Genomic DNA, 25,202 nt, shown 5'->3' with positions numbered 1-25,202 from the left:
CATTCGCTTTGACAGACCGCGCGCTTCGTGGCAAAGCCACCCCCTGATTTTTCCCGTGGGAGACGACTTTGGCGAAACCTGAATGGGGCGCAAAGCGGCAGTGCCTCGCCTGCGCGACGCGCTTTTATGACATGGGCCGCGATCCGATCGTGTGCCCCAAGTGCGAGACCGTCTTTGAACCCGAAGCCGCGTTGAAGGCCCGCCGCGTGCGGCCCGACCCCAAGGCCAAACTGAAGGCCGCCGCTGCGCTGAAGGCCGGCGCCGTGGTCGACGAACTCGACGATGAGGAAGTCGACGAGGATGCCGAGCCCCGCGCCGTCGTCGATGACGAGGACGAAGAGGAAGATCCCGGCATCGAGGAGTTGGGCGGCGACGAGGAGGACATCATCGCCGACGCCGATGCGACCGACGAAGAGGGCGAGCCCCTGGTCGATGTCGACGATGCGGTCGAGGAAGAGGAAGTCGAGGAGGATGACGTCCTGCTCGAAGAGGACGAAGATCTCGACGACGAGGATCTCGAGGACGTGGTCGATGCCGATCTCGATCTCGACGATGAGAAAGATCGCTAAAAATCCTCTTGATCGGGGGGCGGGATCTCACTAAGTTCCGCGCTCCGCAGGGGACGCTGCCACGGCGCAGCGAAACAGGCGGGCAGGGACGGTACGGGGCCATAGCTCAGTTGGGAGAGCGCTTGAATGGCATTCAAGAGGTCGTCGGTTCGATTCCGATTGGCTCCACCAACCGTCCACTGAACAAGAAAGGCGATCCGAAAGGGTCGCCTTTCTTGTTTTGGGCCGTCAGTTGCGCTGCTGCGTTACGAAATCCGCGACATGGCCGGCGAAGTCGGCGGGCCGGGCCAGTATACCCCAATGACCGCTGTCGATCGCGGTACGGCGCAGGTTAGGCGCCCACTGTTCCATCCCGTCGAACAGGAAGGCAGGCACGAAGGGATCCCGGGTCATGACCAGCAACTGCACCGGCAGGTCGGTCGAACGGCTGCTGGGGCGGCGCAGTGTCGGCAGGAGATTGGTCCGGTAGAGGCCAAGGCCGCTGATCGCATCCCGGACCTGACCGTGCCGCCCGGCGACGGGAAGCCTTTCCAGCCGCGAGACCAGCCGGGGCCACAGCCGTCCCAGGCCAAGGCGCCAGGTCATCTCGGGAATGACGGGAATCTGAAGCATGAGCATATAGGACGAGGCCAGCGCCCGGCGAACGAAGCGGCCGAGGCCGGCCAGCGTCTTGGCCCGCAATTGCCCGTGAAACCAGTGGCCGACGTGATCGAGACTGGGGGCTGCCGTGGAAAAGGAGGCGATTCGCCCTTTGAGTTGCTCGCCCAGCACGGCCTCCCATCCCTGCAGCGCGCCCCAGTCATGGCCGACGATGTGGACCGGCCGATCGGGGCTGACGGCATCGAGGACCGCCTCGAGATCGCCGATCAGCCTGTCGAAACCATAGGCATTACGCCCGGACGGGGTCGTCGACTGGCCGGTGCCGCGCATGTCGAAGGCGACGACCCGGAAGCGGTCGGCCAGCAGGGCGGCGATGTCGGCCCAGACAGCCGCCGCATCGGGATAGCCGTGCAGGAAGACGATGGTCTCGTCCCCGTCGCGCCCGCCCCATTGGTAGGTGGCGAGGTCGACGTCGTCGTTGCGCACGAAGCGCGGCTCGGGCATGGCTCGAGTTGCATTGGGGCTGCTCATGATGCGCGCCTCGCCGTCGCTGCCTCATAGGCGGCGACACCGGGTGACTGGTTGATGTAGGCCAGGGCCAGTTCCGTCGATCCTTCGTGCAGCGGGTGGTAGCCCGGCTTGAAGAAGCGCAGCGCCGTGGTCGCGAACCATCCCACGGACGGGATGTTGTCCAGCCGCGCCGAGCGCCGCCAAGCTTGCCAGAAGCCCCGGCGGAACAGGCTTTTCTGCGACCGGGGCAAGCCCTCGTCGGTGCGGGCGAAACGCGCCGTCCCCGCCGCCATCAGATAGACGAGGACCGGGCCGGTGATCGCCATCAGGGCGGCCCGCAGAAGATAGCCGCCGCCCAGGTGGCGATACAGATCATAGGCGACGGTCCGGTGCTCGACCTCTTCGGCGCAGTGCCAGGTAAACAGGTCGGTGACGACCGGGTCGCCCCCGGCCTTCCAATTGGCCTGCTTCAGTGCGAACTGGCCCAGGGCGCAGGTGAAATGCTCGGCTGCCGCCACCAGGCCGACGCGGACGAGCAGCCACCGCCGCTGCATGAAGGCCGGCAGCCGGATGCCCAGGGGCTTTTCGGCCAGGGTCCGCTCGAACAGGCGGGCGGACCGGCGGTAGTTGTCCGCGATGTCGGTGCCATAGCGGGAGAGATATTCCTCGATCGACACCTTGTGGGCGCCGGCATGAATCGCCTCCTGCCGGATGAAGGTCTCCACGTCCTGGCGCAATTTCGCATCCCCGATCCGCGGCAGGGCCTGGGTGAAGGTCCGGCAGAAGAACCCCTCGCCCTTCACCAGGGTGAAACTGAACTGGTTGACCCAATGGGCGCCGAAGGGATCCTCCGGCAGCCAGCGCAGCGGCGGATTTGTCCAATCGAAGGCCACCCGCCGGGCGCGGATCTCCCAAGTCGCGGTCGATGCCTGAACCGCTGTCGCCATGTCATGCCTCCCAAGATTATCAGTGTTGAACGCATAGGATAATGATCGTTATAATACCGATCGTTATACTATGCTTTGTCAACTGACAAATTTGTCGACCGACAAAAAAGGAATGTCCGCCTATGCGTTATGGACCCCACCACAAACCCACCAGCCGGGCGCGCCTCCTGGAAAAGGCGGGGGCGCTGGCCAAGAAGGAGGGCTTCGGCGCGACGGGGTTGAGTGCGCTGGTGTCGGCGGCAGGCGTCACCACCGGCGCCTTCTATTCGCAGTTCACGTCCAAGACGGAACTGCTGCAGGCGATCGTCGAGCATGAACTCCTCAAGCTGCTGCCGGCCGTGGAAACACCCGACGTGGACAGGATCCGGGCCTTCGCCAGCGGTTACCTCAGCGACTTCCATGTCGACCATCCCGAGTTGGGGTGCCCGATGCCCACCCTGGCGGCAGAAGTGGGCCGGGCGAGCCGGGAAACCCGCGAGACCTTCGAACGCACGATCCGCCGCATCCAGGAGAACCTGATGGCCGTCACCGGGAACGCTGCTTCGGCCTGGGCGCTCATCACCCAGGCGGCGGGTGCCATTCTCATCGCCCGGGCCATGGCAAGCGCCGAGGGGCGCACCGAGGTTCTGCAAGCCGCGCGGGCTGCGGTCGCAGGGCTGCTGCCCGCCCGCACGGCCGCCGATTCAGGCGTGGGCGGCGCGCAGGCAGATCGATAATCTGTCCGACGCCCGCCTCGGCGCGGGTACCGGAATCGAATCAGCCCAGCAGGATTTCCCGCCGCATGTCCGAGCCCAGCAGCCAGAAAGCCTTTCCCGTTTCCTGGGAGCAGTTTCACCGGGATGCCCGTGCCCTGTCCTGGCGCCTGTCCGGCGACCGCGGCTTCGAGGCCATCGTCTGCATCACCCGGGGCGGCCTGGTGCCGGCGCTGATCATCGCCCGCGAACTGGGCATCCGGCTGATCGACACGGTCTGCATCGCCTCCTACCACGACTACAAGGAACAGGGCGCCGCCCAGATCCTCAAGGGCGTCGGGCCCGAGGTGGCGGCCCTGACGGCCGACGGCGGCACCCGCATCCTGCTGATCGACGACCTGGTCGACACCGGCAAGACCGCCCGCCTCGTGCGCGACATGCTGCCCAAGGCCCATTTCGCCACCGTCTATGCCAAGCCCATGGGCCGGCCGCTGGTGGACACCTTCGTCACCGAGGTGAGCCAGGACACCTGGATCTATTTTCCCTGGGACCTGGGCCTGTCGTTCCAGCCGCCGATTCGCGACGGCCATCCCGGCTAGGCGGGGCCGCCCTGCGGCGGTAGCGCCCTTGATTTTCCGTCAGCCATCGCCAGATGATCTCTAGGCGTGTGGTGCCGTCAGGGCCACGTCGCTTCCGGGACCGTCAGGTCCGATAATTTCAGGTCAAGGGCGGCTCGCTCGGTTCGAGGAGTTGCAAGGCGATGACGCGGATGTCGGTATTCAACAGCCCCTTGTTGCTGGGCTTCGATCACATGGAGCGGGTGCTCGACCGCGTGGCCAAATCGGCCACGGATGGCTATCCGCCCTACAATATCGAGCAGACGGGTGCCAATGCGCTGCGCATCACGCTGGCGGTGGCCGGTTTTGCCCGCGAAGACCTGAGCGTCACGGTCGAAGAGAATCAACTCATCGTCCGGGGCCGTCAGGCCGAAGACAACAAGCGGACCTATCTGCATCGGGGTATCGCCGCACGGCAGTTCCAGAAGAGCTTCGTGCTGGCGGAAGGAATCGAGATCGTGCGGGCAGGGCTCGACAACGGGCTCCTGCACATCGATCTGCGCCGGCCCGTGCCGGCCAGCGTGGTGCGCACCATCCCGATCGACTCGGACGCCTCCCTGGAAGACGGCGTCATCGAGCCGCGTAACGGGGCCGAGCAGGCCCGTTGAGCGTGCGTCGGACTATCCGGTCGCCGTACTGGAGGTGTAAAGTGAACATCGAGAACAACGACGCCAATATCCGGCACATCACGCCCGAAGCGCTGGCAGCGCTGGGCGGTGGCGCCCTGGTCTACATCAAGCCGGTCGAGGTCGACGGCAAGCAGGTCGTCGCGGTCCACGGCGCCGACGGCTCGCCCCTGGCCCTGGTCGCCAACCGCGAACTGGCCTTCGCCGCCGCCGTCCAATACGAGATGCAGCCGCTCAGCGTGCATTGATGGTTGGCCCTCAAACGCCGGGCGGCGGCCTTCGCCGCCTTGGCTCGCTTCGCTGAAGCTTCGCGGGGCCTCAATGGCCCTTAAGGGCACGGTGCCGAGCCCTCTCCTCCTGGGAGGAGAGGGTTGGGTGAGGAGGGACCCTCGGTGTTTTAAGCTGCGTGCGGCTGGCTGGGTTCGGTGAGCAGCGAGTAGATCGCTTCGACCGAGTCGCCGTGGCGCAGTTTTTCGCAGGTGTCGCGGTCGCGCAGCAGGCGCGAGACCTTGGCCAGGGCCTTGAGGTGATCGGCACCGGCGCCCTGGGGGCCAGCAGCAGGAAAATCAGGTCGACCGGCTGTTCGTCGATCGATTCGAAATCGATCGGCTGGTCCAGGCGGGCAAACAGGCCGAACAGGCGATCGATCTCGGCCAGCTTGCCATGGGGGATAGCGATGCCCTGGCCGACCCCGGTCGTCCCCAGGCGCTCGCGCTCCAGCAGGATGTCGAAAATGGTCCGCTCGTGCACGCCGGTGATTTCGGCGGCACGGGCGGCCAATTCCTGAAGCGCCTGCTTCTTGGTGGCCGTCTTGAGGCCGGCAATGACGCCCTCTGGGCCGATGATCGAACTCAAATCCAAGGGATAAGCCTCACGCCCGAGCGCCATTGACGGCCCGCTGATTGGGCTCGATCCAGCCGATGTTGCCGTCCGGGCGGCGATATACCACGTTCAGGCCGCCGTTGGCGCTATTTCGGAACATCATCGCCGGATGCTCGCCCAGGTCCAGGCGCATCACCGCCTCCGACACGGTCAGGGTCTCGATCTGGGAATCGCTTTCGGCGATCACCAGCGGGGTGCCGTTGGCGCCGTCCACGTGCGGCTCCTCGGCCTCGTCGTCATCGTGCGGCGCCAGCGTGTAGTTGAAGGCCGGCTCGACCGCGCGCTTGGCGCCGTTGTGGTGATCCTTCAGCCGGCGCTTGTAGCGCCGCAGGCGTTTTTCGATGCGCTCAGCGGCGCCATCGAAGCTCGCGTAGATTTCGGTGCCGTCGCTGTGGGCATTGACCAGCAGGCCCGCCCCGAAATGCACCGTGCAATCGGTGCGGAAGAGGTGAGCCTGGCGGGAAAACGTCACGGTCGCGTCGATCGGCCGGTCATAATACTTGCCGACGACCAGCCCCAACCGCTCGGTCACGTGGCTGCGAAGGGCGTCGCCGACATCGATGTGTTTTCCGGAAATGATCAGCTTCATGTGTGCCATCTGCGCTTGAGGAAAGGGGCGCTTGGACGGGTATCGGCCCGGTTGCGACCACGCCCCGGCGGGCGCTTCTGATCCCTTGGTCGTCCGGACAGTTTGCCCGTCCCTTCATATCTACGAGCTAACGGCCGGGGATTCCAGAGGGGACCGGTGCCGGTCGCGCTTTTCCGGCGATCAGCGCTTGCCCAGGGCCTTCTGGCGCCGCCGATCGGTCGACGAGCCGATGCCCATGGCTTCGCGGTATTTGGCCACGGTGCGGCGGGCGATATCGATGCCTTCACGCTTCAGCAACTCGACCAGCTTGTCGTCCGACAGGATCGCCTTGGGCGCCTCGCCGTCGATCAATTGGCGGATGCGGTGGCGCACGGCTTCGGCGGAATGGGCGTCCGAGCCATCGGTCGAGCCGATCGCCGCGGTGAAGAAGAATTTCATCTCGAACAGGCCGCGCGGCGTCCAGATCCACTTGTTGGCGGTGACGCGGCTGACCGTCGATTCGTGCATGGCGATCTCTTCGGCGATCGCCTTCAGGTTCATGGGCCGCAGATGGCTGATGCCGTGGCGCAGAAAGCCGTCCTGCTGGCGCGCCAGCGACGTGGCTACCTTCAGGATTGTCCGTGCGCGCTGGTCCAGGGCCTTCACCAGCCAGTTCGCCGAGGCCAGGCAATCGGACAGATAGGCCTTGTCCGACTTGTCGGCGCCGCCGGCGCCCAGCCGTGCGGCATAGCGCCGATCGATCAGCACCCGGGGCATGGTGTCGGCGTTGAGTTCGATCAGCCAGTCGCCGCCCTGGCCCTGCCTGATATAGACGTCGGGCACCACGGTCTGGATCGGCGCGGTGTCGAAGGCCAGGCCGGGCTTGGGGTTTAAGGTGCGGATTTCCTTGATGATCTCGAGGATTTCCTCCTCGTCCACATTGGCGATGCGGGCGAGCGCGCCGAGATCCCGCCGGGCCACCAGGTCGAGGCGCCCCAGCACCGCCGCCATCGACGGATCCAGGCGATCGGCCTCGCGGCACTGGATGGTCAGGCATTCCTGCAGGGAGCGGGCAAAGACGCCGGGCGGGTCCAGCATCGACTGCAGATACTGCAGCAGGGCTTCGAGCTCGGATTCCTCGGTCCCCAGGCGCTGGGCGATATCCTCGACGCTCTCGGTCAGGTAACCCGACTCGTCCAGGCTGTCGACCAGGCTGACCGCAATCAGTTGCTCGGCCGGGGCCAGCACCAGTTCGGCCATCTGCCCCATCAGGTGGTCGCGCAGCGAGGTGACCGAGGCCAGCCGTGCATCGCCGGAGGTCTCGCCATCGTCGAAGTCGCTGCGCCCGCCGGGGCCGAGCGCGCTCCAGTTCGTCGCCGTCAGGTCGTCGGGACCGGCCGACTCGTGCGCCGCCTTGTCGATCGTGGCATCGTCGCCGAAGACGTTGTCATAGGCCTCCTCGAGGCTCGCGGCGCGTTCGCCCAGGCCGCTCTGGTCCTGGATATCGCGGTCCAGCCCGACGGGACCCGCCTCGATGCGGCCGGCGGCGGGATCGGCATTGTCGCTGCCCTCGTTCCACTCGCCCTCGACGGGGGCGGTATCGCCGGCCCCCTCGTCACGCGACAGGAGCGGGTTGCGTTCCAACTCCTGCTCGATATACGAGGCCAGTTCGATCTGGCTCAATTGCAGCAGCTTGATCGCCTGCTGCAATTGCGGCGTCATCACCAGCGACTGGCCTTGTCTCAGCTCCAGCCGTTGCGTGATCGCCATCGGTCCTATCCGTCAGAGACTGAAGCGATCGCCGAGATACACACGGCGAACACCTTCGTGAGCGACGACCTCGTCGGGCGAGCCTTCCATCAGCACCTGGCCCTCGTGGATGATGTAGGCCCGGTCGATCATGTCCAGCGTTTCGCGGACATTGTGATCGGTGATCAGCACGCCGATGCCGCGATCCTTCAGGTGCCCGATGAGATGGCGGATGTCGTCGACGGCGATGGGGTCGATGCCGGCCAGCGGCTCGTCCAGCAGGATGAAGCTGGGGCCGGTGGCCAGCGCCCGGGCGATTTCCACGCGCCGCCGTTCGCCGCCCGACAGGGCGACCGACGAGGTATTGCGCAGATGGGCGATCGAGAATTCGGCCAGCAGGTCGTCGAGGATGGCATCGCGGCGGTCACGCTCGGCCTCGACGATCTCGAGCACGGCGCGGATATTGTCCTCGACCGTCAGGCCGCGGAAGATCGAGGCTTCCTGCGGCAGGTAGCCGATCCCCAAGCGTGCCCGGCGATACATCGGCAGCGCGGTGACATCGCGCCCGTCGAGCAGGATGGTGCCGTAATCGGGCGCGACCAGGCCGGAGATCATGTAGAAGCAGGTGGTCTTGCCGGCGCCGTTGGGGCCTAGCAGACCGACAACTTCGCCCCGCTGCAATTGCAGGCTGACGCCGCGGACGACCGGGCGCTTGTTATAGATCTTGCCGATCGACCGCGCGACCAGCCCCGCCAGGGCCGGGGCGGGCGAAGGGCTGTCGTCCTCGGCCGTCGACTCGGCCGGGTGGGGCTCGGCGAGGGAGGCTATGGCGGTCAAGGCGTTCACTGTGCGGGAGGCGCGGCGGGACGCTGTTCGGGCACGATCAGGCCCTTGACCCGGCCACCGTCGCCGCCCGCCGTCATGACGCTGCGGCCGGTATTGAGGTTGACCACCAGCTCGGTGCCTTTGAGGACATTCTCGCCGCGGGTCAGGATGACGTTGCCGCGCATGGTCACGATGCCCTTCTCGGGCTCGTAGACCGCGCTGTCGCCCTGGGCGCTGTCTTCCTTCGAGGTGACGAAGACATTGCCCTTGGCCTCGATCTTCTTGATCCCCGAGGGGCCGCCGGTCACGTCGGTGACGCTGCCGCCGGCATAGAAGACTTCGAGCCGGTCGGCCCGCAGCAGCATGTCGGCCTGCTTCACGTTGACATTGCCGGTGAACACCGCCTGCGAGGTCTGGTCCTGCACCTCGAGCGCATCCGCCGAGATCTCGATCGGCGCCTTGGAGTCGAAGCTCAGGCGCGGCGGGCCGCCCGTGGGGCCGCCGCCGTTGCCTTGCGCCCAGGCCGTTCCGGCCGCCGCCAAGCCCAACGCAAGCGCCGCGGCAAAGCCCAGAACTGATACGCGGCCCGGCCTCATTGCTGTCGTCATTTCCCGTCCCCGGTTTGCCCTTGCGACGGCACGATCACCGCCTTGACGTCACCCTCGAAGCGAAGCAGGTGGCCGTTGTCGCTCGCCCGCAGCCGATCGGCCTCGATGCGCCCGGTCGGGCCTGCCCCTTCCACCCGCTTGTCGCTCGAAGCGGTGCCTTTGGCAAGGTCGAGTGCGACCGTCTCCAGCTTCACCACGTGTCCGTCGGCCAAAGTCACTGTAACACCGCCGTCGAGCGTAAGGATTTTATCGGCCGGGCGATATAGCCCGGTGGCGGCGACGATCTTGACCGGACGGCCGTCTTCCAGCGCCAGGTCGGCGGTAATCTCGTAGAGCGTGACGGCGGTCGGCTCCAGGCCGTCGGCCGTGGCGCGCTTGGCGTTGATCACATAGGGCCGGCCCTGGTCGTCGGCGCCGGTCAGCACCGGGGCGATCATCTCCAGGCCATCGGCCCGCACTTCCACGTCGCTGTAGGACAGGGCAAAGTCCCGCTTGCCTTCGATTGAGGGCCAGACCAGAACAGCGGCCAGCAGGCCGACGGCAACCAGCGGCAGCACGATCTTCATCAATCCGACGAAACGGCTGTAGAGACCGCCGGAGCGCGGGGCGCTCACGCTGCTGCTGCTTGATTTGGGCGGCGATGCCATGTCACACGACCCCGGCGCGCAGCAGATCGTGGATGTGCAGGATGCCGACCGGGCGGTGGGCATCGTCCATCACGAACAGGGTGGTGATCGACAGCTCGTTCATGATCAGCAGCGCCTCGGAGGCCAGGGCCCGCGACGGGATGGTGCGCGGCGTGCGCGTCATGACGTCGCCGGCGGCCAGGCGCAGCAGGTCCGGCCCCATGTGACGCCGCAAGTCGCCGTCGGTGATGACCCCGACCAGGTGCCGGGCCGAATCGACCACCCCGACGCAGCCAAAGCGGCCGGAGGTGATGGTCAGCAGCACCTTGTCCATGCGCTCGCCGGGGCCGGCCAGGGGGATTTCGCCGCCGGTGTGCATGAGGTCGCTGACGCGCACCAGGTGGCGGCCCAGCTTGCCGCCCGGGTGGAAGGATTTGAACTGGTCGGCGGTGAAGCCGCGCCGCGCCATCAAGGCGACCGCGATGGCATCGCCCAGGGCCAGTTGCATGGTGGTCGAGGTGGTAGGCGCCAGGCCGAGCGGGCAGGCCTCGGCCGCGGCCGGCAGGACCAGGACGATGTCGGCCGCCTCGGCCAGGGTGCTGGCGGCGCCGGCGGTGATGGCCAGCAGGGCGATGCCGTGGCGCCGCGTATAGTCGATGATGTCGACCAGTTCGCCGGTCTCGCCCGAATTGGACAGGCACAGGACGACATCGTCCTTGGTGATCATGCCCAGGTCGCCGTGACTGGCTTCCGCCGGGTGTACGAACAGGGCGGGGGTGCCGGTCGAGGCCAGGGTAGCGGTGATCTTGCGCCCGACCAGCCCCGACTTGCCCATGCCCGAAACGATGACCCGGCCCTTGGCCTGGGCGATTCGGCCGACGGCCGCGGTGAAATCGCCGTTCAGCGACTCCGCCAGGACGTCGAGGCCGCGCGCTTCCAGGCTGAGCACGCGGCGGGCTTCGGTAAGATCAGTCGGTTGTTCGGTCACGATCATCGCTTGCTGGTGGGGCGGCGCCTGGGCGCCGCGACCATCGGTCCGGCGATCCGGCGCAAGGCCTGGGTGAGGGCAATATGGGAGCGGCAACGCCCCCGCGCAATCGAAACGGCTGCCCGCCCGATCGGTTCCGGCGCGCCTTCAGGCGTGTGCGAAGATATCGATCTCGGGCCAGCCGGCCAGGTCGAGCTGGGCGCGGGCGGGCAGGAAGTCGAAGCAGGCGCGGGCGAGGCCAGTGCGCCCTTCACGGGCCAGCAGCACGTCGAACTTCGCCTTCAGGCCGTGCAGATACAGCACGTCCGAGGCGGCGTAGGCCATCTGGGCCTCGGTCAGGTCGGCAGCGCCCCAGTCCGAGGATTGCTGCTGCTTGGAGATTTCCACGCCCAGCAGGTCGCGGCACAGATCCTTCAGGCCATGGCGGTCGGTGAAGGTCCGCACCAGCCGCGAGGCGATCTTGGTGCAATAGACCGGGGCCGTCAGCGCGCCCAGGCCCTGGTACAGGGCGGCGATGTCGAAGCGGGCGAAATGGAACAGTTTCTCGACCTTGGGGTCGATCAGCATGGCCGCCAGGTTCGGCGCGCTCGTCTGGCCCAGCCCGATCTGCACCAGGTGGGCATTGCCGTCGCCCGAGGAGAGCTGCACCAGGCAAAGCCGGTCGCGCTGGGGGTTGAGACCCATGGTCTCGGTATCGATCGCGACCACGGGGCCGAGATCGAGATCTGCCGGCAGATCGCCCTTGTGGAGCGTCACGGTCATGGCGCGGCCTCGATCAGTGGGAAGGCTCGCGGTGGTGCCCAGGAAAAGACTCGAACTTTCACGCCCTTACGGGCACTAGTACCTGAAACTAGCGCGTCTACCAATTCCGCCACCTGGGCAGGTGCGAGGCGCGGTTGATACCGCTGCGTGCGACGGTTGTCAACGCCCGTCGCACGAAAATTCGGTACCCGCCGCGCGCCCTCAGGTCCTCTCATTCCGCCGGCTGGATCGCCTGTGCGGGGTGCGATGCCTTGCGCCGGACGAAGGGATAGAAGATCTGCTGCCAGGGATCGACCGGCGCCAGATTCTCGATTCCATAGGCCGTCGGATAGCGGCGGGTGATCTTGGCCGTGCGAAACAGCACATCCCAGAAGAACAGCAGGTTGCCGTAGTTGCCCTTGTAGTTGGTAACCCCATCCGCCGTGGTCAGGCCGTGATGGGCGGCGTGGGTCGCCGGCGTCGAGATCACCCGCTCCACGACCCAGGCGACCGGGTGCAGCCAGCGATGGCGATACAGGGGCTCGTCCCAGCGCACGCTGGAATGGGCGCCGAAGATGACCAGCATCTTGAGCCCGCCATAGATCGCATAGACCTCGCCGAAACCCAGGTAGACCAGCACGGCCGAGGCCCACAGGCCCGGCATGAACAGGTAATAGAGCAGGTTGTTGCGGTAAGTGATGCGGATGCTCATGTACTGCGCCTCGTGATGGGCGCGGTGGAACTGGTAGAGCCAGGGCACGCGATGGGCCGTGCGGTGCCACCAGTACTGGCTCATGTCGTCGGCGACCAGCAGGATCGCGAACATCAGCAGCGGGTTGAGTGCCGCCAGGGCGTCGTGGGAGCCTGGCGCCAGATATTCGGTCAGCGCTGCACCGGCGACATAGATGGCCGGGATGGTGACGAGCAGGATGGTCAGGGTCGAGATCAGTTCGATCAAGCCGTCGCCCGGCCGCGCCTTGGGCTGGGTGAAGCGGCCGGCCAGGTACTCGACCACGACAAAGGCGGCGTAGACGCCAAGGATGGCGGCGATCTGCGCAAGTTCTTCCATGAAGGCTCTCTCCCGATGCTTGGTCTTGACACCATGCCCGCGGCAGTGAGGCTGTCGCTATGATCGCAATCGGCAAAATCGTGATCGCAAATGGCTGATGGGGCGGGGCGGATAACCACAGGATCGCGGGCCGGGGCGGTGTTGCTGCGCTTCCTGCGCGAGCACTGGCCACCGGCGCAGGTCGAGGGCCTGCTGGCCCGGATCAAGCTTGCCGATCACGATTTCGCCTCGGTCGATGCGCGGATGACGGTTGGCCAGTTGACCGCCTTGTGGCAGGCGGCGGCGAGCGTCGAGCCGGCGATCGGCCTGCTGCTGCACCGCCGCTTCGGGCCGGCGGACGTCCACTTCATCAACCACCTGAACGCGCACGCCGACACCCTGCGGGCCGGCTTCGAACTGTGGGCCCGCTTTGCGCCCTTGCTGTGCGACGGCGATTCGGTCGCCCTGACCTTCGAAGGCGCGCAGGCGGTGCTGACCTATCGCAATCCCCTGGCGCCCCAGGCGGCCCGCTTCATGGTCGAGCACTACTTCACCATGGCCTGCGCCTTCGCCATCGAGCATGCCGAGGGACCGCTGAGCCTTGATGCCGTCGCGTTCGAGCATGAAACCCCGCCCTATGCGGCGGTCTGCGCAGCGCTGTTTCCCGCCCCGGTGCGCTATGGCGCGGCGCGCAACGCGCTGATCTTCCCGGCCGCCGATATCGGCCGGCGCCTGCGCAGCCCCGATCCCTATCTGCGCGGCTTCCTGGAATTGGCCGGCGAAGCGCGGCTGAAGGCGGTGGCCGCCGATCGCAGCCCAGCCCACGGCCTGGCCGCGGCGCTGCGCGCCGGCATTCTGCGCGGCGACCTGCTGGGCCTCGACGAGGTGGCCGCCGCCGCGGTGATGACCCCGGCCGACGTGCGCGCCTTCCTGGCCGCCCAGGACACCACCTGGCGCGCTTTTGCCGACGGCGTGCGCCGCGACCTGGCGGGCGAGTTGATCGGGCAGGGCATGTCCGCCACCCAGGCGGCCTATATGATGGGCTATTCCGAGCCGGCGGCCTTTCAGCACGCCTTCCGCCGGTGGTATGGCGTCACAGTCGGCGCTTTTCGCCGCGCAGCAGTTGGCGCGGCGGCGCCGATTGAATAAGGTGCGGCTATTGTTTTTGGATCGAGGGCGGGTTTCTGCCGCAGGGCGGCGCTGCCTTGGTATCGGGGGTTTTCATGGCCGATCGGCTGGTCACGGTATTCGGTGGTTCGGGCTTCATCGGGCGCTATGTCGTCAAGCGGCTGGCCAAGCAGGGCTGGCGCGTGCGCGTCGCCGTGCGTCGCCCGCAGGAAGCGGGCTTTCTGCGGCCCATGGGCGATGTCGGCCAAGTCGCCATCGTCCAGGCGAACGTCCGCCATACCCCGTCGGTCACCCAGGCCGTTGCCGGCGCCGATGCGGTGATCAACCTGGTCGGCATCCTGGCCGAGGGCGGCCAGCAGAAATTTCACGCCGTGCAGGCCGAGGGCGCCCGCCGGGTGGCGACCGCGGCCAAGGCGGCCGGGGTTGGCCGGTTCGTCCAGCTTTCCGCGATCGGCGCCAGCGCCGAGTCGGCGGCCGACTATGCCCGCAGCAAGGCGGCGGGCGAGGTGGCGGTGAAGGCGGCCTTCCCCGGCGCGGTGATCCTGCGCCCCTCGATCGTCTTCGGGCCCGAGGACCAGTTCTTCAACCGCTTCGCCGCCATGGCGCGCCTCTCGCCGGTGCTGCCCCTGATCGGCGGCGGCGAGACCCGGTTCCAGCCCGTCTATGTTGGCGATGTCGCGGACGCGATCGTCGCCGCGACCGGCGATGCGACCCTGGCCGCCGATGCCCCGTTCGAACTGGGCGGCCCCAAGGTCTACAGCTTCAAGGAATTGATGGCATTCGTGCTGGCCACGACCGGGCGCAAGGCGGTCCTGCTGCCGATTCCCTGGGCGATTGCCAGGCTGCAGGCCGCCGCCATCGGCTGGCTGCCCGGGGCGCCGATCACCGCCGACCAGGTCAAGATGCTGGCCCATGACAATGTGGTCGGCGACGGCGCCCCGGGCCTCGCCGCCTTCGGCATCACCCCGACCTCGGTCGAGGCGGTCGTCCCCGCCTATCTCCAGCGCTTCCGCAAGCGCGGCCAGTTCAGCACGGCGAGCCAGGCCGAGAGCTGAATCCGGGTCCCGGTGACGGCAAGGCCCCAACCTCTGCCGTCATCCTATCCTCAATCGTCATGGCCGGGCTTGTCCCGGCCATCCACGTCGCCAAGCTGCCTATGCCGTCAACAGATGTGGCTCGTCTCGACGTGGATGACCGGGACAAGCCCGGTCATGACGGAAGGGGCGGTAACAAGCCTTGCAAATTAGGGGATCAGCAGGATCGCCCCTGTCGTGGCGCGCGCCTCGGCTGCCTCGTGGGCCTTTGGTGCCTCTTCGAGGGGTACGCGCAGGCCGATGTCGAGGCTGACGATGCCGGCCTCGAGCGCGGCGAAGAGGTCGGCGGCGTTGGCGCGGAAGCTTCTGGCATCGGCATTGTGCGGGAAGACCGAGGGGCGGGTCAGGTAGAGGCAGCCCTTCTTGTTCAACAGATCGGGTGAGACCGCCGGGGCCGGGCCGGAGGCCGCGCCGTAGCTGACGACGAAACCGAACGGGGCGGTGCAGTCCATCGATTTGAGCAGGGTGTCGGCGCCCACGGAATCATAGACCACGCGGGCCTTGCGGCCACCGGTCGCCTTGATGACGGCATCGGGCCAGTCGGCCTTTGTATAATCGATCGCGGCGTCGCAGCCGGCGGCCAGGGCGACGTCCAGCTTGGGCCGCGAGGCCGTGCCGATGACCGTGGCGCCCAGGCCCTTGGCCCAGCGGCACAGGATCTGGCCGACGCCGCCCGCCGCGGCATGGACCAGCACGATGTCGCCCGGCTGGACCGCATAGGTCTTCTTGATCAGGTACTGTGCGGTCAAGCCCTTGAACAGCACGGCGGCGGCCTGCTCGTCGCCGACCTCGACCGGCAGGGGCACCAGGCGATCGGCGGCGACATTGCGCCGGTCGGCATAGGCGCCGATGCCGGCATGCATATAGGCGGCCCGGTCACCCGCCTTGAAGTCGGTAACGCCGGGGCCGACCGCCTCGACCACGCCGGCCGCCTCGTGGCCCAGGCCGGTGGGCAGGGGCAGGGGATAGACGCCGCTGCGCTGATAGACGTCGATATAGTTGAAGCCGATGGCAGTCTGGCGCAGGCGCACCTCGCCCGGGCCGGGATCGGGCAGCGAGACGGTTTCCAGCTTCATCACCGTGGGCGCGCCGAATTCGGCGAGGCGGATGGCTCGGGCTTGCGTCATGGCGGCTTCCTTCCGTGAAGGTATGACATTAATCTTACCTTGGCCGTCTTACACCCTAGGTATGATCAAATCCATAGGTATGATAGAAATCGATCATGGCAGATGCTGAAGGACATCCCACCCTGGCGGAAATGGACCTGGGCCGCGTGCTGGCGGCGCTGGCCGATCCCTTGCGGCGGCGGATCGTCGTTCTGCTGGCGGCCGAGCCCGAGGGGGGCGAGCGGCCTTGCGGCTCCTTCGGCCTGCCGGTCACCAAGGCGACCCGCACCCATCACTTCAAGGTGCTGCGCGAAGCCGGCCTGATCCATCAGACCGACCGGGGCAACAGCCGGACCAATCGCCTGCGCCGGGCTGAACTGGAGCAGCGCTTTCCCGGGTTGATCGCCCTGATCGAGCAGGAAGGCCTGCCGGTAGAAGCCTGATGGCGCCGCAAATGTGCGGTTGCGAAGGCTTTTGGCGGAATCCACCTCGACGGACCTGCGAAAATCGTTTCAAATCAATTGCCTCGACCCGTCTTGCGGTGCCGCATCCCAGCCTTCGCGCTGCGAGATGCATATCAAACCGGACCTATTTTTGCCTAAATATTAAGCGCTTGAGGCGCCGCGCCTGATTTGCCTGTTAAATTAGGTCAGTAAAATTGCCCTATCGGCGTTTTTTTGCTTTGCGATCAGAAAAATTGCGCGTATCTAAAAAATCAACCTGACGCGCCGCGACAGGAAAGGGATGACCTGTCCCTGCGTGCTACCGGCCGTGATGGAGTAGGCCATGGCTGAGAACAAGATGCTGAAGTTCGTGTCGGTCGAGCAGAAGACCCCGCCCAAGCGGGAGGCTGGCGCCCGGGTGCAGGACTTCAGCGAAATCTATGCCGCCTTCGTCCAGCCTGCCGCGCAGGAGCAGGCGGGGCGGTGCTCGCAATGCGGCATCCCGTTCTGCCAGATCCATTGCCCGCTCTCGAACAACATTCCCGACTGGCTGAAGCTGACCGCCGAAGGCCGCCTGCAGGAAGCCTACGAGCTGTCCCAGGCGACCAATTCGATGCCGGAAGTGTGCGGCCGCATCTGCCCGCAGGATCGCCTGTGCGAAGGCAATTGCGTGATCGAGAAGGATTTCGAGTCGGTCACCATCGGCTCGGTCGAGAAGTTCCTGACCGAGACGGCCTGGGAACAGGGCTGGGTGAAGCCGCGCACCCCGCGCGCCGAACTGGGCCTGTCGGTCGGCATCATCGGCGCCGGCCCCGGCGGCCTGGCGGCGGCGGAACAACTCCGCGCCAAGGGCTACGAGGTCCATGTCTACGACCGCTACGACCGCGTCGGCGGCCTGCTGATCTATGGCATTCCCGGCTTCAAGCTGGAAAAGCATGTGGTGAGCCGCCGCGCCAAGCTGCTGGAAGACCAGGGCGTGACCTTCCACCTGAACGTCGCCGTCGGCGACCAGGTGAAGCTGGACGAATTGCGCGCGCGCCACGATGCCCTCCTGATCGCGACCGGCGTCTACAAGGCGCGCGACGTCGCGGTGCCGGGCGCCGCCCTCGACGGTGTGGTGCCGGCGATGACCTATCTCACCGCCTCCAACAAGGTCGGCATGGGCGACAAGGTGCCCGAGTTCGACTCAGGCGATCTCGACGCCAAGGGCAAGCATGTGGTGGTCATCGGCGGCGGCGACACGGCGATGGACTGCGTGCGCACCGCCGTGCGCCAGGGCGCCAAGTCCGTGAAGTGCCTCTACCGCCGCGACAAGGACAACATGCCGGGCTCCATGCGCGAGGTGAAGAATGCCGAGGAGGAGGGCGTCGAGTTCGTCTGGCTGTCGGCACCCCAGGCATTCCTGGGCGACGGCAAGGTCAGCGGCGTCAAGGCCCATCGCATGCGATTGGGCCTGGCCGATTCCAGCGGCCGCCAGGCGCCGGAAGTGATCGAAGGCTCGTCCTACAACATGCCGGCCGACCTGGTGATCAAGGCCCTGGGCTTCGATCCTGAGGAACTGCCGACCCTGTTCGGCGCGCCGGAACTCTCGGTGTCGCGCTGGGGCACGGTGAAGGTCGACTTCAAGACCATGATGACCAACCTGGACGGCGTCTTCGCCGCCGGCGACATCGTGCGCGGCGCCAGCCTGGTGGTCTGGGCGATCCGCGACGGCCGCGACGTGGCCGACCAGATGCACCTGTATTTGAAGGCCAAGGCGGATGCCCGCCTGGCCAAGGCCTCCTGACGGACAGCGGAGGGACGATCCATGGCACACAAGATTGAAAGCGGTTCGGATTTCGTCGCCCATTGGCGCAAGGAAACCGAACGTCTCGAGGCCCAAGGCCTCTATGTGCCGTCCGACGAGCGCGATAGCTGCGGCGTCGGCCTGGTTGCCGCCATCGACGGCAAGCCGCGGCGCGAGGTCGTGCGTGCCGGCATCGAGGCCCTGAAGGCAGTCTGGCACCGGGGTGCGGTCGATGCCGACGGCAAGACCGGCGATGGCGCCGGCATCCACATCGAGATCCCGCAGGATTTCTTCACCGATCACGTCCGCTCGACCGGCCACGAGCCCAGCGACCGCGGCCTGGCGGTCGGCCAGGTGTTCCTGCCGCGCACCGATTTTGGCCAGCAGGAAGCCTGCCGGACCATCGTCGAGCAGGAAATCCTGAACTTCGACTTCTACATCTATGGCTGGCGCCAGGTGCCCGTGGACGTCACGGTGATCGGCGAGAAAGCCAATGCGACCCGGCCCGAGATCGAGCAGATCATGATCGAGCACCCGGAAGGGCTCTCGGACGACGAGTTCGAACGCAAGCTGTTCATCATCCGCCGCCGCATCGAGAAGCGCGCGCTGGAAGCCAATATCTCGACCGATTTCTACCTGTGCTCGCTGTCGTGCCGCTCGATCATCTACAAGGGCATGTTCCTGGCGGCGGACCTGTCGACCTTCTATCCCGACCTGGTCGACGACCGCTTCGTCTCGTCCTTCGCGATCTATCACCAGCGCTATTCGACCAACACCTTCCCCAAGTGGAAGCTGGCCCAGCCCTTCCGCATGCTGGCCCATAACGGCGAGATCAATACCTGGAAGGGCAACATCAACTGGATGAAGAGCCACGAGATCCGCATGGTCTCGGAGGCTTTCGGCGAGTATTCCGACGACATCAAGCCGGTGATCCAGCCCGGCGGTTCGGATTCGGCCGCGCTCGACAACGTCTTCGAGGTGCTGGTGCGCGCCGGCCGTTCGGCGCCCCTGGCCAAGACCTTCCTGGTGCCGGAAGCCTGGTCGAAGAAGTCGACCATGCCGGAATCGCACCGCGCCATGTATGCCTATGCCAACTCGGTGATGGAACCCTGGGACGGCCCGGCGGCGCTGGCTATGACCGACGGGCGCTGGATCGTCGGCGGCCTGGACCGCAACGGCCTGCGCCCCATGCGTTACACGATCACCCGTGACGGCCTCCTCGTCATCGGTTCCGAGACCGGCATGGTCCTGCTGCCCGAGACCAATGTGGTCGAGAAGGGCCGCCTGGGCCCCGGCCAGATGATCGCCGTCGACCTGGGCGAGGGCCGGCTCTATCACGATCGCGAGCTGAAGGACACGCTGGCGGCCCAGCATCCTTATGTCGAATGGACCAAGTCGATCGTCGAGCTCGACGAAAAGATCAGGCCGGCCAAGGGCGAGCCCAAGCCCTTCGATACCAAGGCGCTGCGCGTCCGCCAGCTTGCCGCGGGCCTGAGCCACGAGGACATGGAGCTGATCCTTCAGCCCATGGTCGACGAGGGCAAGGAAGCCATCGGCTCGATGGGCGACGACACGCCGCTGGCCGTGCTGTCGGAAAAGCACCGGCCGCTGCACCACTATTTCCGCCAGAACTTCAGCCAGGTCACCAACCCGCCCATCGATCCCTTGCGCGAGCATCGGGTGATGAGCCTGAAGACGCGCTTCGGCAACCTGAAGAACGTGCTGGTCCAGGATTCGAGCCAGGCCAATGTGCTGGTGCTCGAAAGCCCGGTGGTCAGCGCCGGCGAGCTCGAGGAACTGAAGAAGTTCATGGGCGATTCGCTGGCCGAGATCGACTGCACCTTTGCCGTCGACAGCGGCAGCGACGGCCTGCGCCAGGCCGTGGCCCGCATCCGCCAGGAAGCGGAAGACGCGGTGCGCCAGGGCTATGGCCACCTGATCCTGACCGACGAGAAGATTTCGGCCGAACGGGCCGCGATCCCGATGATCCTTGCCGTGGGCGGCGTGCACAGCCACCTGGTGCGCCGGGGCCTGCGCACCTTCACCTCGCTCAACGTGCGGGCGGCGGAATGCCTGGATACCCATACCTTCGCGGTCCTGATCGGCTGCGGGGCGACCACGGTCAACGCCTATCTGGCCGAGGCCTGCATCGGCGACCGTCACGCCCGGGGCCTGTTCCCCGGCCTGTCGCTCGAGGTGTGCATCGCCCGCTTCAAGGAGTCGATCAACCAGGGCCTCCTGAAGATCATGTCCAAGATGGGTATCTCGGTGGTCTCCAGCTATCGCGGCGGTTACAATTTCGAGGCGGTGGGCCTGAGCCGTGCCCTGGTCGCGGAATTCTTCCCCGGCATGATGTCGCGCATCTCGGGCATCGGCCTGCCCGGCATCCAGAAGAAGGTGCTGGAACTCCATGCCCGGGCCTATGACCCGGAAGTGGCGTCCCTGCCCGTGGGCGGCCTCTACCGCTATCGCCGCAACGGCGAATTGCACGCCTGGGAAGGCAACCTGATCCACCTGCTGCAGCAGGCGGTCGGCACCGACAGCTATTCGCTGTACCGCAAATATGCCCAGGCGCTCCATGCCAGGCCGCCGGTTTCCTTGCGCGACCTGCTGGAATTCAAGCCGGCCGGCCGCCCGGTGCCGATCGAGGAGGTGGAATCCATCACCTCGATCCGCAAGCGCTTCGTGACGCCCGGTATGTCGCTGGGGGCCTTGTCGCCCGAGGCGCACGAGACCCTGACCATCGCCATGAACCGGATCGGCGCCAAGGCCGACTCGGGCGAGGGCGGCGAGGGCGAGGAACGCTTCCGCCCGCGCGCCAACGGCGACAATGCCAATTCGCCCATCAAGCAGGTGGCCTCGGGACGCTTCGGCGTCACCGCGCTGTACCTCAACAATGCCCGCGAGCTGGAAATCAAGGTCGCCCAGGGTGCCAAGCCTGGCGAGGGCGGGCAGTTGCCCGGCTTCAAGGTGACGGTCGAGATTGCCCGCCTGCGCCATTCGACGCCCGGCGTCATGCTGATCTCGCCGCCGCCGCATCACGACATCTACTCGATCGAGGATCTGGCCCAGCTCATCTACGACCTGAAGCAGATCAACCCGACCGCGCAGGTCTGCGTGAAGCTGGTCTCGGGTTCGGGCATCGGTACGATCGCGGCCGGCGTGGCCAAGGCCAAGGCGGACGTGATCCTGATCTCGGGCCATGTCGGCGGCACTGGCGCCTCGCCCCAGACCTCGATCAAATATGCCGGCCTGCCCTGGGAAATGGGCCTGACCGAGGCCAACCAGGTGCTGACCCTGAACCGCCTGCGCCATTCGGTGAAGCTGCGCACGGACGGCGGCATCAAGACCGGCCGCGACGTGGTCATGGCCGCCCTGATGGGGGCCGAGGAATATGGTGTCGGCACGGCCAGCCTGGTCGCCATGGGTTGCATCATGGTGCGCCAGTGCCAGTCCAACACCTGCCCGGTCGGTGTCTGCACCCAGGACCCGGCGATGCGCGACAAGTTCGACGGCACGCCGGAGAAAGTGGTCAACCTGTTCTCGTTCATCGCCGAGGAAGTGCGCGAGATCCTGGCCTCCCTGGGCCTGCGCTCGCTCGACGAGGCGGTGGGCCGGACCGACCTGCTGCGCCAGGTCAGCCGCGGCCATCATCACCTCGACGACCTCGACTTGAACCCGCTGCTGGTCACGCCGGACTCAGGCCCCTATGCCCGCCATTGCGTGGTTCAAGGCCGCAACGAAGTGCCCGACACCCTGGATGCCCAGATGGTGAAGGACGCGGAAGCGGTCTTCGAGCGTGGCGAGAAGATGCAGCTCACCTATACGGTGCGCAACACGCAGCGTGCCATCGGCACCCGGCTGTCGTCCCATGTCGTGCGCAAGTTCGGCATGACCGGCCTCGACCATGGCCACATCACCGTGCGCCTGCGCGGCTCCGCCGGCCAGTCGCTGGGGGCCTTCGCGGTGCAGGGCGTCACCCTGCAGGTGTTCGGCGATGCCAACGACTATGTCGGCAAGGGCCTGTCGGGCGGCACCATCGTGGTGCGGCCGATGACCTCGACCTCGCTGGTCCCGCACGAGAACACGATCATCGGCAACACGGTGCTGTACGGTGCCACGGCCGGCTATCTGTTCGCCTCGGGCCAGGCGGGCGAGCGCTTTGCCGTGCGCAACTCGGGCGCCACCACGGTGATCGAAGGCTGCGGCTCCAACGGCGTCGAATACATGACCGGGGGCACCGCGGTGATCCTGGGCGCGGTCGGCGACAATTTCGGCGCCGGCATGTCGGGCGGCATGGCCTTCGTCTACGATGCACATGACGACTTCCCCTGCGCATCAACGAGGAGTCGGTGGTCTATCAGCGCCTTGCCTCCAGCCATTGGGCGCAGGTGCTGAAGGACCTGGTGGTGCGCCACCATGCCGAGACCGGCTCGCCCATCGCCCAGCGCCTGCTGTCGGACTGGGACCGCGAGATCGATCGCTTCTGGCAGATCTGCCCCAAGGAGATGATCAGCCGCCTGGCCCATCCGCTGTCGGACGAAGCGGTGGCCAAGCGGGCGTAACCTGAAGCACCCACCTCCCCCAACCCCTCCCCCCTGAAGGGCGGAGGGGGGCGACAAAGCCCTCTCCTCCTCGGAGGAGAGGGTTGGGTGAGGAGGGGAACCTCGGAACCGCGAAAATGGCCCCCACCATCTATCTCGCCGGCCCGGAAGTCTTCCATCCCGACGCCCTCGACCTCGGCCGGGCCAAGCAACGCCTGTGCAGCGAACGTGGCTGGACCGGCCTGTTCCCGCTCGACGGCGCGGTCGAGCCGACCGGGCCGGCGATCTTCGCCGCCAATGTCGCCCTGATCCGGCGGGCCGACGCCATTATCGCCAATCTGACACCGTTTCGCGGCCCCAGCGCCGATGCCGGCACCGTCTGGGAACTGGGCTTTGCCTTAGGCCTGGGCAAGCCGGCCGCCGCCTATCGCAATGTGGCCGACCGCTATTTCGACCGGGTGATCGCCTGGAACGGCGCCCCGTTGACGCAGGGGAAATACGATCGCGACGGGCTGGAAGTCGAGCGTTTCGGCCTGGGCGACAATCTGATGATCGATGCCGCCCTGATCGAGCAGGGGCGACCGGTGGTTGAGCAGGCGGCAGCCTTTACGGACCTGGCCGGCTTCATTATCTGCCTGAACTGCTTGACGCCCGTGCTAACGACACTTGTCGCGCAGAAAGCCGGCCCCTAAAGTCGCCGCCATGCGCGTCGTCTATCATCTGCCTCTGTCGCCCTTCTCGCGGAAGGTCCGCCTTGTGCTCAAGGAAAAGGGCCTCGATTTCGACCTCAAGGTCGAACGGGTCTGGGAACGCCGGCCGGAATATCTGGCACTGAATCCGGCGGGCCAGGTGCCGGTGCTGGTCGATGCCAACGGCCTGACTATCGTCGACAGTTGGGCGATCGTCGAATATCTGGACGAGATCTATCCCGATCGCCGCATGCTGGGCTTCGATCCCGCCAGCCGGGCCGAGACGCGGCGGCTAGCAGCCTGGTTCGACGGCAAGTTCTATGTCGAGGTGACCTTGAACCTGGTGTTCGAGAAGGTGAACCGGCGCTTCTACAATCTCGGCAACCCGGACTCCGGGGCGATCCGGCTGGGCAAGCAAAACATCAACTATCACCTCGACTATATCGCCCACCTGGCCGAGCGGCGGCGCTGGCTGGGGGGCGACGAATTCGGCCTGGCCGACATCACGGCGGCTTCGCACATCTCTTGCGTCGACTATCTGGGCGACGTCCCCTGGGACGCCCATCCCCGTGCCAAGGACTGGTATGTGCGGGTGAAGTCGCGGCCCAGTTTCCGGCCGCTGCTGGCCGACCATGTCGCCGGCATGCCGCCCCCGCCGCACTACGCCGACCTCGATTTCTGACCACGCCGATGACGCCCAAGTCCCCGCGCGACGCCCTCGAGGCCGAGGCGCGCCGGCTGGGCTTCGACCGTATCGGCGTGACCACGCCCGATGCCCTGGCGCGAACCGGGCGCGACGGCGACCTGCACCGCTGGCTGGCCGAGGGGCACCAGGGCGAGATGGCCTGGCTCGCCGAGACCGCGGCACGGCGGGCCGACCCCCGCGTGCTGTGGGCACAGACCCGCGCGATCGTGATGGTTGCCCAGAACTACGGCCCGGAATCCGATTCCCTGGCGCTGCTGGAGGCGCGCGACCGTGGCCTGATCGCCGCCTATGCCCGGATGAAGGACTATCACGACGTCATGAAGGGGCGGCTGAAGATGCTGGCGCAATGGACCGCCAGCCGCCTGCATTGCGACGTGAAGGTCTTCGTCGATACCGCGCCGGTGATGGAAAAACCCTTGGCCCAGGCGGCAGGCCTGGGCTGGCAGGGCAAGCACACCAACCTGGTCAGCCGGGAGTTCGGCTCGTGGCTGTTCCTGGGTGCCCTGTTCACCACCGCGCCCCTGCCGGCCGACCGGTCCGAGGAAGATCATTGTGGCACCTGCCGCCGCTGCCTCGACATCTGCCCGACCAATGCCTTTCCCGCCCCCTATCGCCTGGATGCCAGGCGGTGCCTTGCCTATCTCAGCATCGAATACGGCGGCGTGATCCCGCCCGAATTCCGCGTCGCGATGGGCAACCGCATCTACGGCTGCGACGATTGCCTAGCGGTGTGCCCCTGGAACAAATGGGCGCAAGCCAGCCACGATACTAAGCTGGCCGAGCGCCTGGACCTGACCGCACCGGCCCTGGCCGACCTCGCCACCCTGGACGATGCCGCCTTCCGCACCCGCTTCGCCGGCACGCCGATCAAGCGCATCGGCCGCGACCGCTTCCTGCGCAACGTGGCGATCGCCATCGGCAATTCGGGCAACGTGTCGCTGTTGCCGGCGGTCGAGCGCCTGCTCGACGACGAAAGCCCCCTGGTGCGCGGCATGGCTGTGTGGGCCTATCGCCGCCTGTCGCCCGATCCTCTTGCCGCCGCCGATCAGCGATTGTCGGCCGAGCTTGATGGGGAGGTTCGCGAGGAATGGCATCGCCCTATTGATTGAC

24 protein-coding genes, 2 tRNA genes and 1 pseudogene are annotated in these 25,202 nt (G+C 66.6%); 14 read left to right on the top strand and 13 right to left on the bottom strand.

Annotated features, from left to right (window positions below):
* Nucleotides 1-68 precede the first annotated feature (68 nt).
* Nucleotides 69-569 carry a TIGR02300 family protein gene (locus tag D3874_RS00545; protein WP_119775318.1) on the top strand — a complete coding sequence of 167 codons (501 nt, stop codon included), beginning with the start codon at nt 69-71 and terminating at the stop codon, nt 567-569.
* A 95-nt stretch (nt 570-664) separates the two neighbouring features.
* Nucleotides 665-740 (top strand) — tRNA-Ala (locus D3874_RS00540).
* Nucleotides 741-797: 57 nt separating this feature from the next.
* Here the strand turns inward: D3874_RS00540 and D3874_RS00535 are convergent.
* Both D3874_RS00535 and D3874_RS00530 read right to left on the bottom strand, forming a co-directional pair.
* Nucleotides 798-1,700, bottom strand: a complete 903-nt coding sequence (locus D3874_RS00535) for an alpha/beta fold hydrolase (protein ID WP_119775315.1) — start codon at nt 1,698-1,700, stop codon at nt 798-800.
* On the bottom strand, nt 1,697-2,626 hold the full coding sequence (locus D3874_RS00530) for a metal-dependent hydrolase (protein ID WP_119775312.1): 930 nt from the start codon (nt 2,624-2,626) through the stop codon (nt 1,697-1,699). Before D3874_RS00530 ends, D3874_RS00535 begins: the two co-directional genes overlap by 4 nt.
* A 122-nt stretch (nt 2,627-2,748) precedes the next feature.
* Here D3874_RS00530 and D3874_RS00525 point away from each other — a divergent pair, with 122 nt between their 5' ends.
* The 4 genes from D3874_RS00525 to D3874_RS00510 all read left to right on the top strand — a co-directional run bounded on the left by D3874_RS00525 (nt 2,749) and on the right by D3874_RS00510 (nt 4,809).
* The gene (locus tag D3874_RS00525) at nt 2,749-3,342 is read left to right on the top strand and encodes a TetR/AcrR family transcriptional regulator (protein ID WP_119775309.1); all 594 of its coding nucleotides are present in this window, start codon (nt 2,749-2,751) and stop codon (nt 3,340-3,342) included.
* Nucleotides 3,343-3,407: 65 nt separating this feature from the next.
* Nucleotides 3,408-3,917 (top strand): xanthine phosphoribosyltransferase, encoded by a 510-nt coding sequence (gene gpt / locus D3874_RS00520; protein ID WP_119775306.1) that lies wholly within the window; start codon nt 3,408-3,410, stop codon nt 3,915-3,917.
* A gap of 161 nt (nt 3,918-4,078) precedes the next feature.
* Nucleotides 4,079-4,543: an Hsp20 family protein gene (locus D3874_RS00515; RefSeq protein ID WP_119775303.1), complete on the top strand. Its 465-nt coding sequence runs from the start codon at nt 4,079-4,081 to the stop codon at nt 4,541-4,543.
* A gap of 41 nt (nt 4,544-4,584) precedes the next feature.
* Nucleotides 4,585-4,809, top strand: a complete 225-nt coding sequence (locus tag D3874_RS00510; RefSeq protein WP_199698860.1) for a DUF1150 family protein — start codon at nt 4,585-4,587, stop codon at nt 4,807-4,809.
* 70 nt (nt 4,810-4,879) lie between these two features.
* Here the strand turns inward: D3874_RS00510 and D3874_RS00505 are convergent, their stop codons facing one another.
* The 10 genes from D3874_RS00505 to D3874_RS00460 form a co-directional block, all read right to left on the bottom strand.
* Nucleotides 4,880-5,422: a PTS sugar transporter subunit IIA gene (locus D3874_RS00505; RefSeq protein WP_456306386.1), complete on the bottom strand. Its 543-nt coding sequence runs from the start codon at nt 5,420-5,422 to the stop codon at nt 4,880-4,882.
* 10 nt (nt 5,423-5,432) lie between these two features.
* Nucleotides 5,433-6,032: a ribosome hibernation-promoting factor, HPF/YfiA family gene (gene hpf / locus D3874_RS00500; protein ID WP_119775300.1), complete on the bottom strand. Its 600-nt coding sequence runs from the start codon at nt 6,030-6,032 to the stop codon at nt 5,433-5,435.
* Between the two features lie 180 nt (nt 6,033-6,212).
* The gene (gene rpoN / locus D3874_RS00495; protein ID WP_119775297.1) at nt 6,213-7,781 is read right to left on the bottom strand and encodes an RNA polymerase factor sigma-54; all 1,569 of its coding nucleotides are present in this window, start codon (nt 7,779-7,781) and stop codon (nt 6,213-6,215) included.
* Nucleotides 7,782-7,793: 12 nt separating this feature from the next.
* Complete coding sequence (gene lptB / locus D3874_RS00490; protein ID WP_233559815.1) at nt 7,794-8,516, bottom strand: LPS export ABC transporter ATP-binding protein; 723 nt, start codon at nt 8,514-8,516, stop codon at nt 7,794-7,796.
* An 86-nt stretch (nt 8,517-8,602) separates the two neighbouring features.
* On the bottom strand, nt 8,603-9,193 hold the full coding sequence (lptA, locus tag D3874_RS00485) for a lipopolysaccharide transport periplasmic protein LptA (RefSeq protein ID WP_119775294.1): 591 nt from the start codon (nt 9,191-9,193) through the stop codon (nt 8,603-8,605).
* A complete protein-coding gene (gene lptC / locus D3874_RS00480; RefSeq protein ID WP_147385469.1) occupies nt 9,190-9,807 on the bottom strand; it encodes an LPS export ABC transporter periplasmic protein LptC in 618 nt (205 codons plus the stop codon). The genes lptA and lptC overlap by 4 nt, the downstream gene beginning before the upstream one ends.
* A 34-nt stretch (nt 9,808-9,841) precedes the next feature.
* On the bottom strand, nt 9,842-10,813 hold the full coding sequence (locus D3874_RS00475) for a KpsF/GutQ family sugar-phosphate isomerase (RefSeq protein ID WP_119775289.1): 972 nt from the start codon (nt 10,811-10,813) through the stop codon (nt 9,842-9,844).
* A gap of 141 nt (nt 10,814-10,954) precedes the next feature.
* Nucleotides 10,955-11,569 carry a ribonuclease D gene (locus D3874_RS00470; protein WP_119775287.1) on the bottom strand — a complete coding sequence of 205 codons (615 nt, stop codon included), beginning with the start codon at nt 11,567-11,569 and terminating at the stop codon, nt 10,955-10,957.
* A gap of 32 nt (nt 11,570-11,601) precedes the next feature.
* Nucleotides 11,602-11,688 (bottom strand) — tRNA-Leu (locus D3874_RS00465).
* A 92-nt stretch (nt 11,689-11,780) separates the two neighbouring features.
* Complete coding sequence (locus D3874_RS00460; RefSeq protein ID WP_119775284.1) at nt 11,781-12,617, bottom strand: sterol desaturase family protein; 837 nt, start codon at nt 12,615-12,617, stop codon at nt 11,781-11,783.
* Nucleotides 12,618-12,707: 90 nt separating this feature from the next.
* Between D3874_RS00460 and D3874_RS00455 the strand changes: the two genes are divergently transcribed.
* Together D3874_RS00455 and D3874_RS00450 are read left to right on the top strand one after the other, a co-directional pair.
* Nucleotides 12,708-13,745 (top strand): AraC family transcriptional regulator, encoded by a 1,038-nt coding sequence (locus D3874_RS00455; protein ID WP_119775282.1) that lies wholly within the window; start codon nt 12,708-12,710, stop codon nt 13,743-13,745.
* 74 nt (nt 13,746-13,819) lie between these two features.
* On the top strand, nt 13,820-14,779 hold the full coding sequence (locus D3874_RS00450; protein ID WP_119775279.1) for a complex I NDUFA9 subunit family protein: 960 nt from the start codon (nt 13,820-13,822) through the stop codon (nt 14,777-14,779).
* A gap of 188 nt (nt 14,780-14,967) precedes the next feature.
* Here D3874_RS00450 and D3874_RS00445 read toward each other — a convergent pair whose 3' ends face one another.
* A complete protein-coding gene (locus D3874_RS00445) occupies nt 14,968-15,945 on the bottom strand; it encodes a quinone oxidoreductase family protein (RefSeq protein WP_119775276.1) in 978 nt (325 codons plus the stop codon).
* Nucleotides 15,946-16,040: 95 nt separating this feature from the next.
* On the opposite strand from D3874_RS00445, the gene D3874_RS00440 reads away from it, so the two are divergent.
* The 6 genes and pseudogenes from D3874_RS00440 (at nt 16,041) to queG (ending at nt 25,201) form a co-directional block, all read left to right on the top strand.
* A complete protein-coding gene (locus D3874_RS00440; RefSeq protein ID WP_119775274.1) occupies nt 16,041-16,367 on the top strand; it encodes an ArsR/SmtB family transcription factor in 327 nt (108 codons plus the stop codon).
* 343 nt (nt 16,368-16,710) lie between these two features.
* Nucleotides 16,711-18,153 (top strand): NAD(P)-dependent oxidoreductase, encoded by a 1,443-nt coding sequence (locus tag D3874_RS00435; RefSeq protein ID WP_119775271.1) that lies wholly within the window; start codon nt 16,711-16,713, stop codon nt 18,151-18,153.
* A 21-nt stretch (nt 18,154-18,174) separates the two neighbouring features.
* Nucleotides 18,175-22,718: pseudogene (gltB, locus tag D3874_RS00430) on the top strand (glutamate synthase large subunit).
* 116 nt (nt 22,719-22,834) lie between these two features.
* Nucleotides 22,835-23,389, top strand: a complete 555-nt coding sequence (locus D3874_RS00425) for a nucleoside 2-deoxyribosyltransferase (protein ID WP_119775268.1) — start codon at nt 22,835-22,837, stop codon at nt 23,387-23,389.
* Between the two features lie 10 nt (nt 23,390-23,399).
* Nucleotides 23,400-24,068 carry a glutathione S-transferase family protein gene (locus D3874_RS00420; protein WP_119775265.1) on the top strand — a complete coding sequence of 223 codons (669 nt, stop codon included), beginning with the start codon at nt 23,400-23,402 and terminating at the stop codon, nt 24,066-24,068.
* A gap of 8 nt (nt 24,069-24,076) precedes the next feature.
* Nucleotides 24,077-25,201, top strand: a complete 1,125-nt coding sequence (gene queG, locus D3874_RS00415; protein WP_119775262.1) for a tRNA epoxyqueuosine(34) reductase QueG — start codon at nt 24,077-24,079, stop codon at nt 25,199-25,201.
* Nucleotide 25,202: the final 1 nt, after the last annotated feature.

The organism is Oleomonas cavernae, assembly GCF_003590945.1.
GTDB classification, from domain to species: domain Bacteria; phylum Pseudomonadota; class Alphaproteobacteria; order Zavarziniales; family Zavarziniaceae; genus Zavarzinia; species Zavarzinia cavernae.
This window is presented reverse-complemented; position numbering and strand designations above follow the sequence as displayed.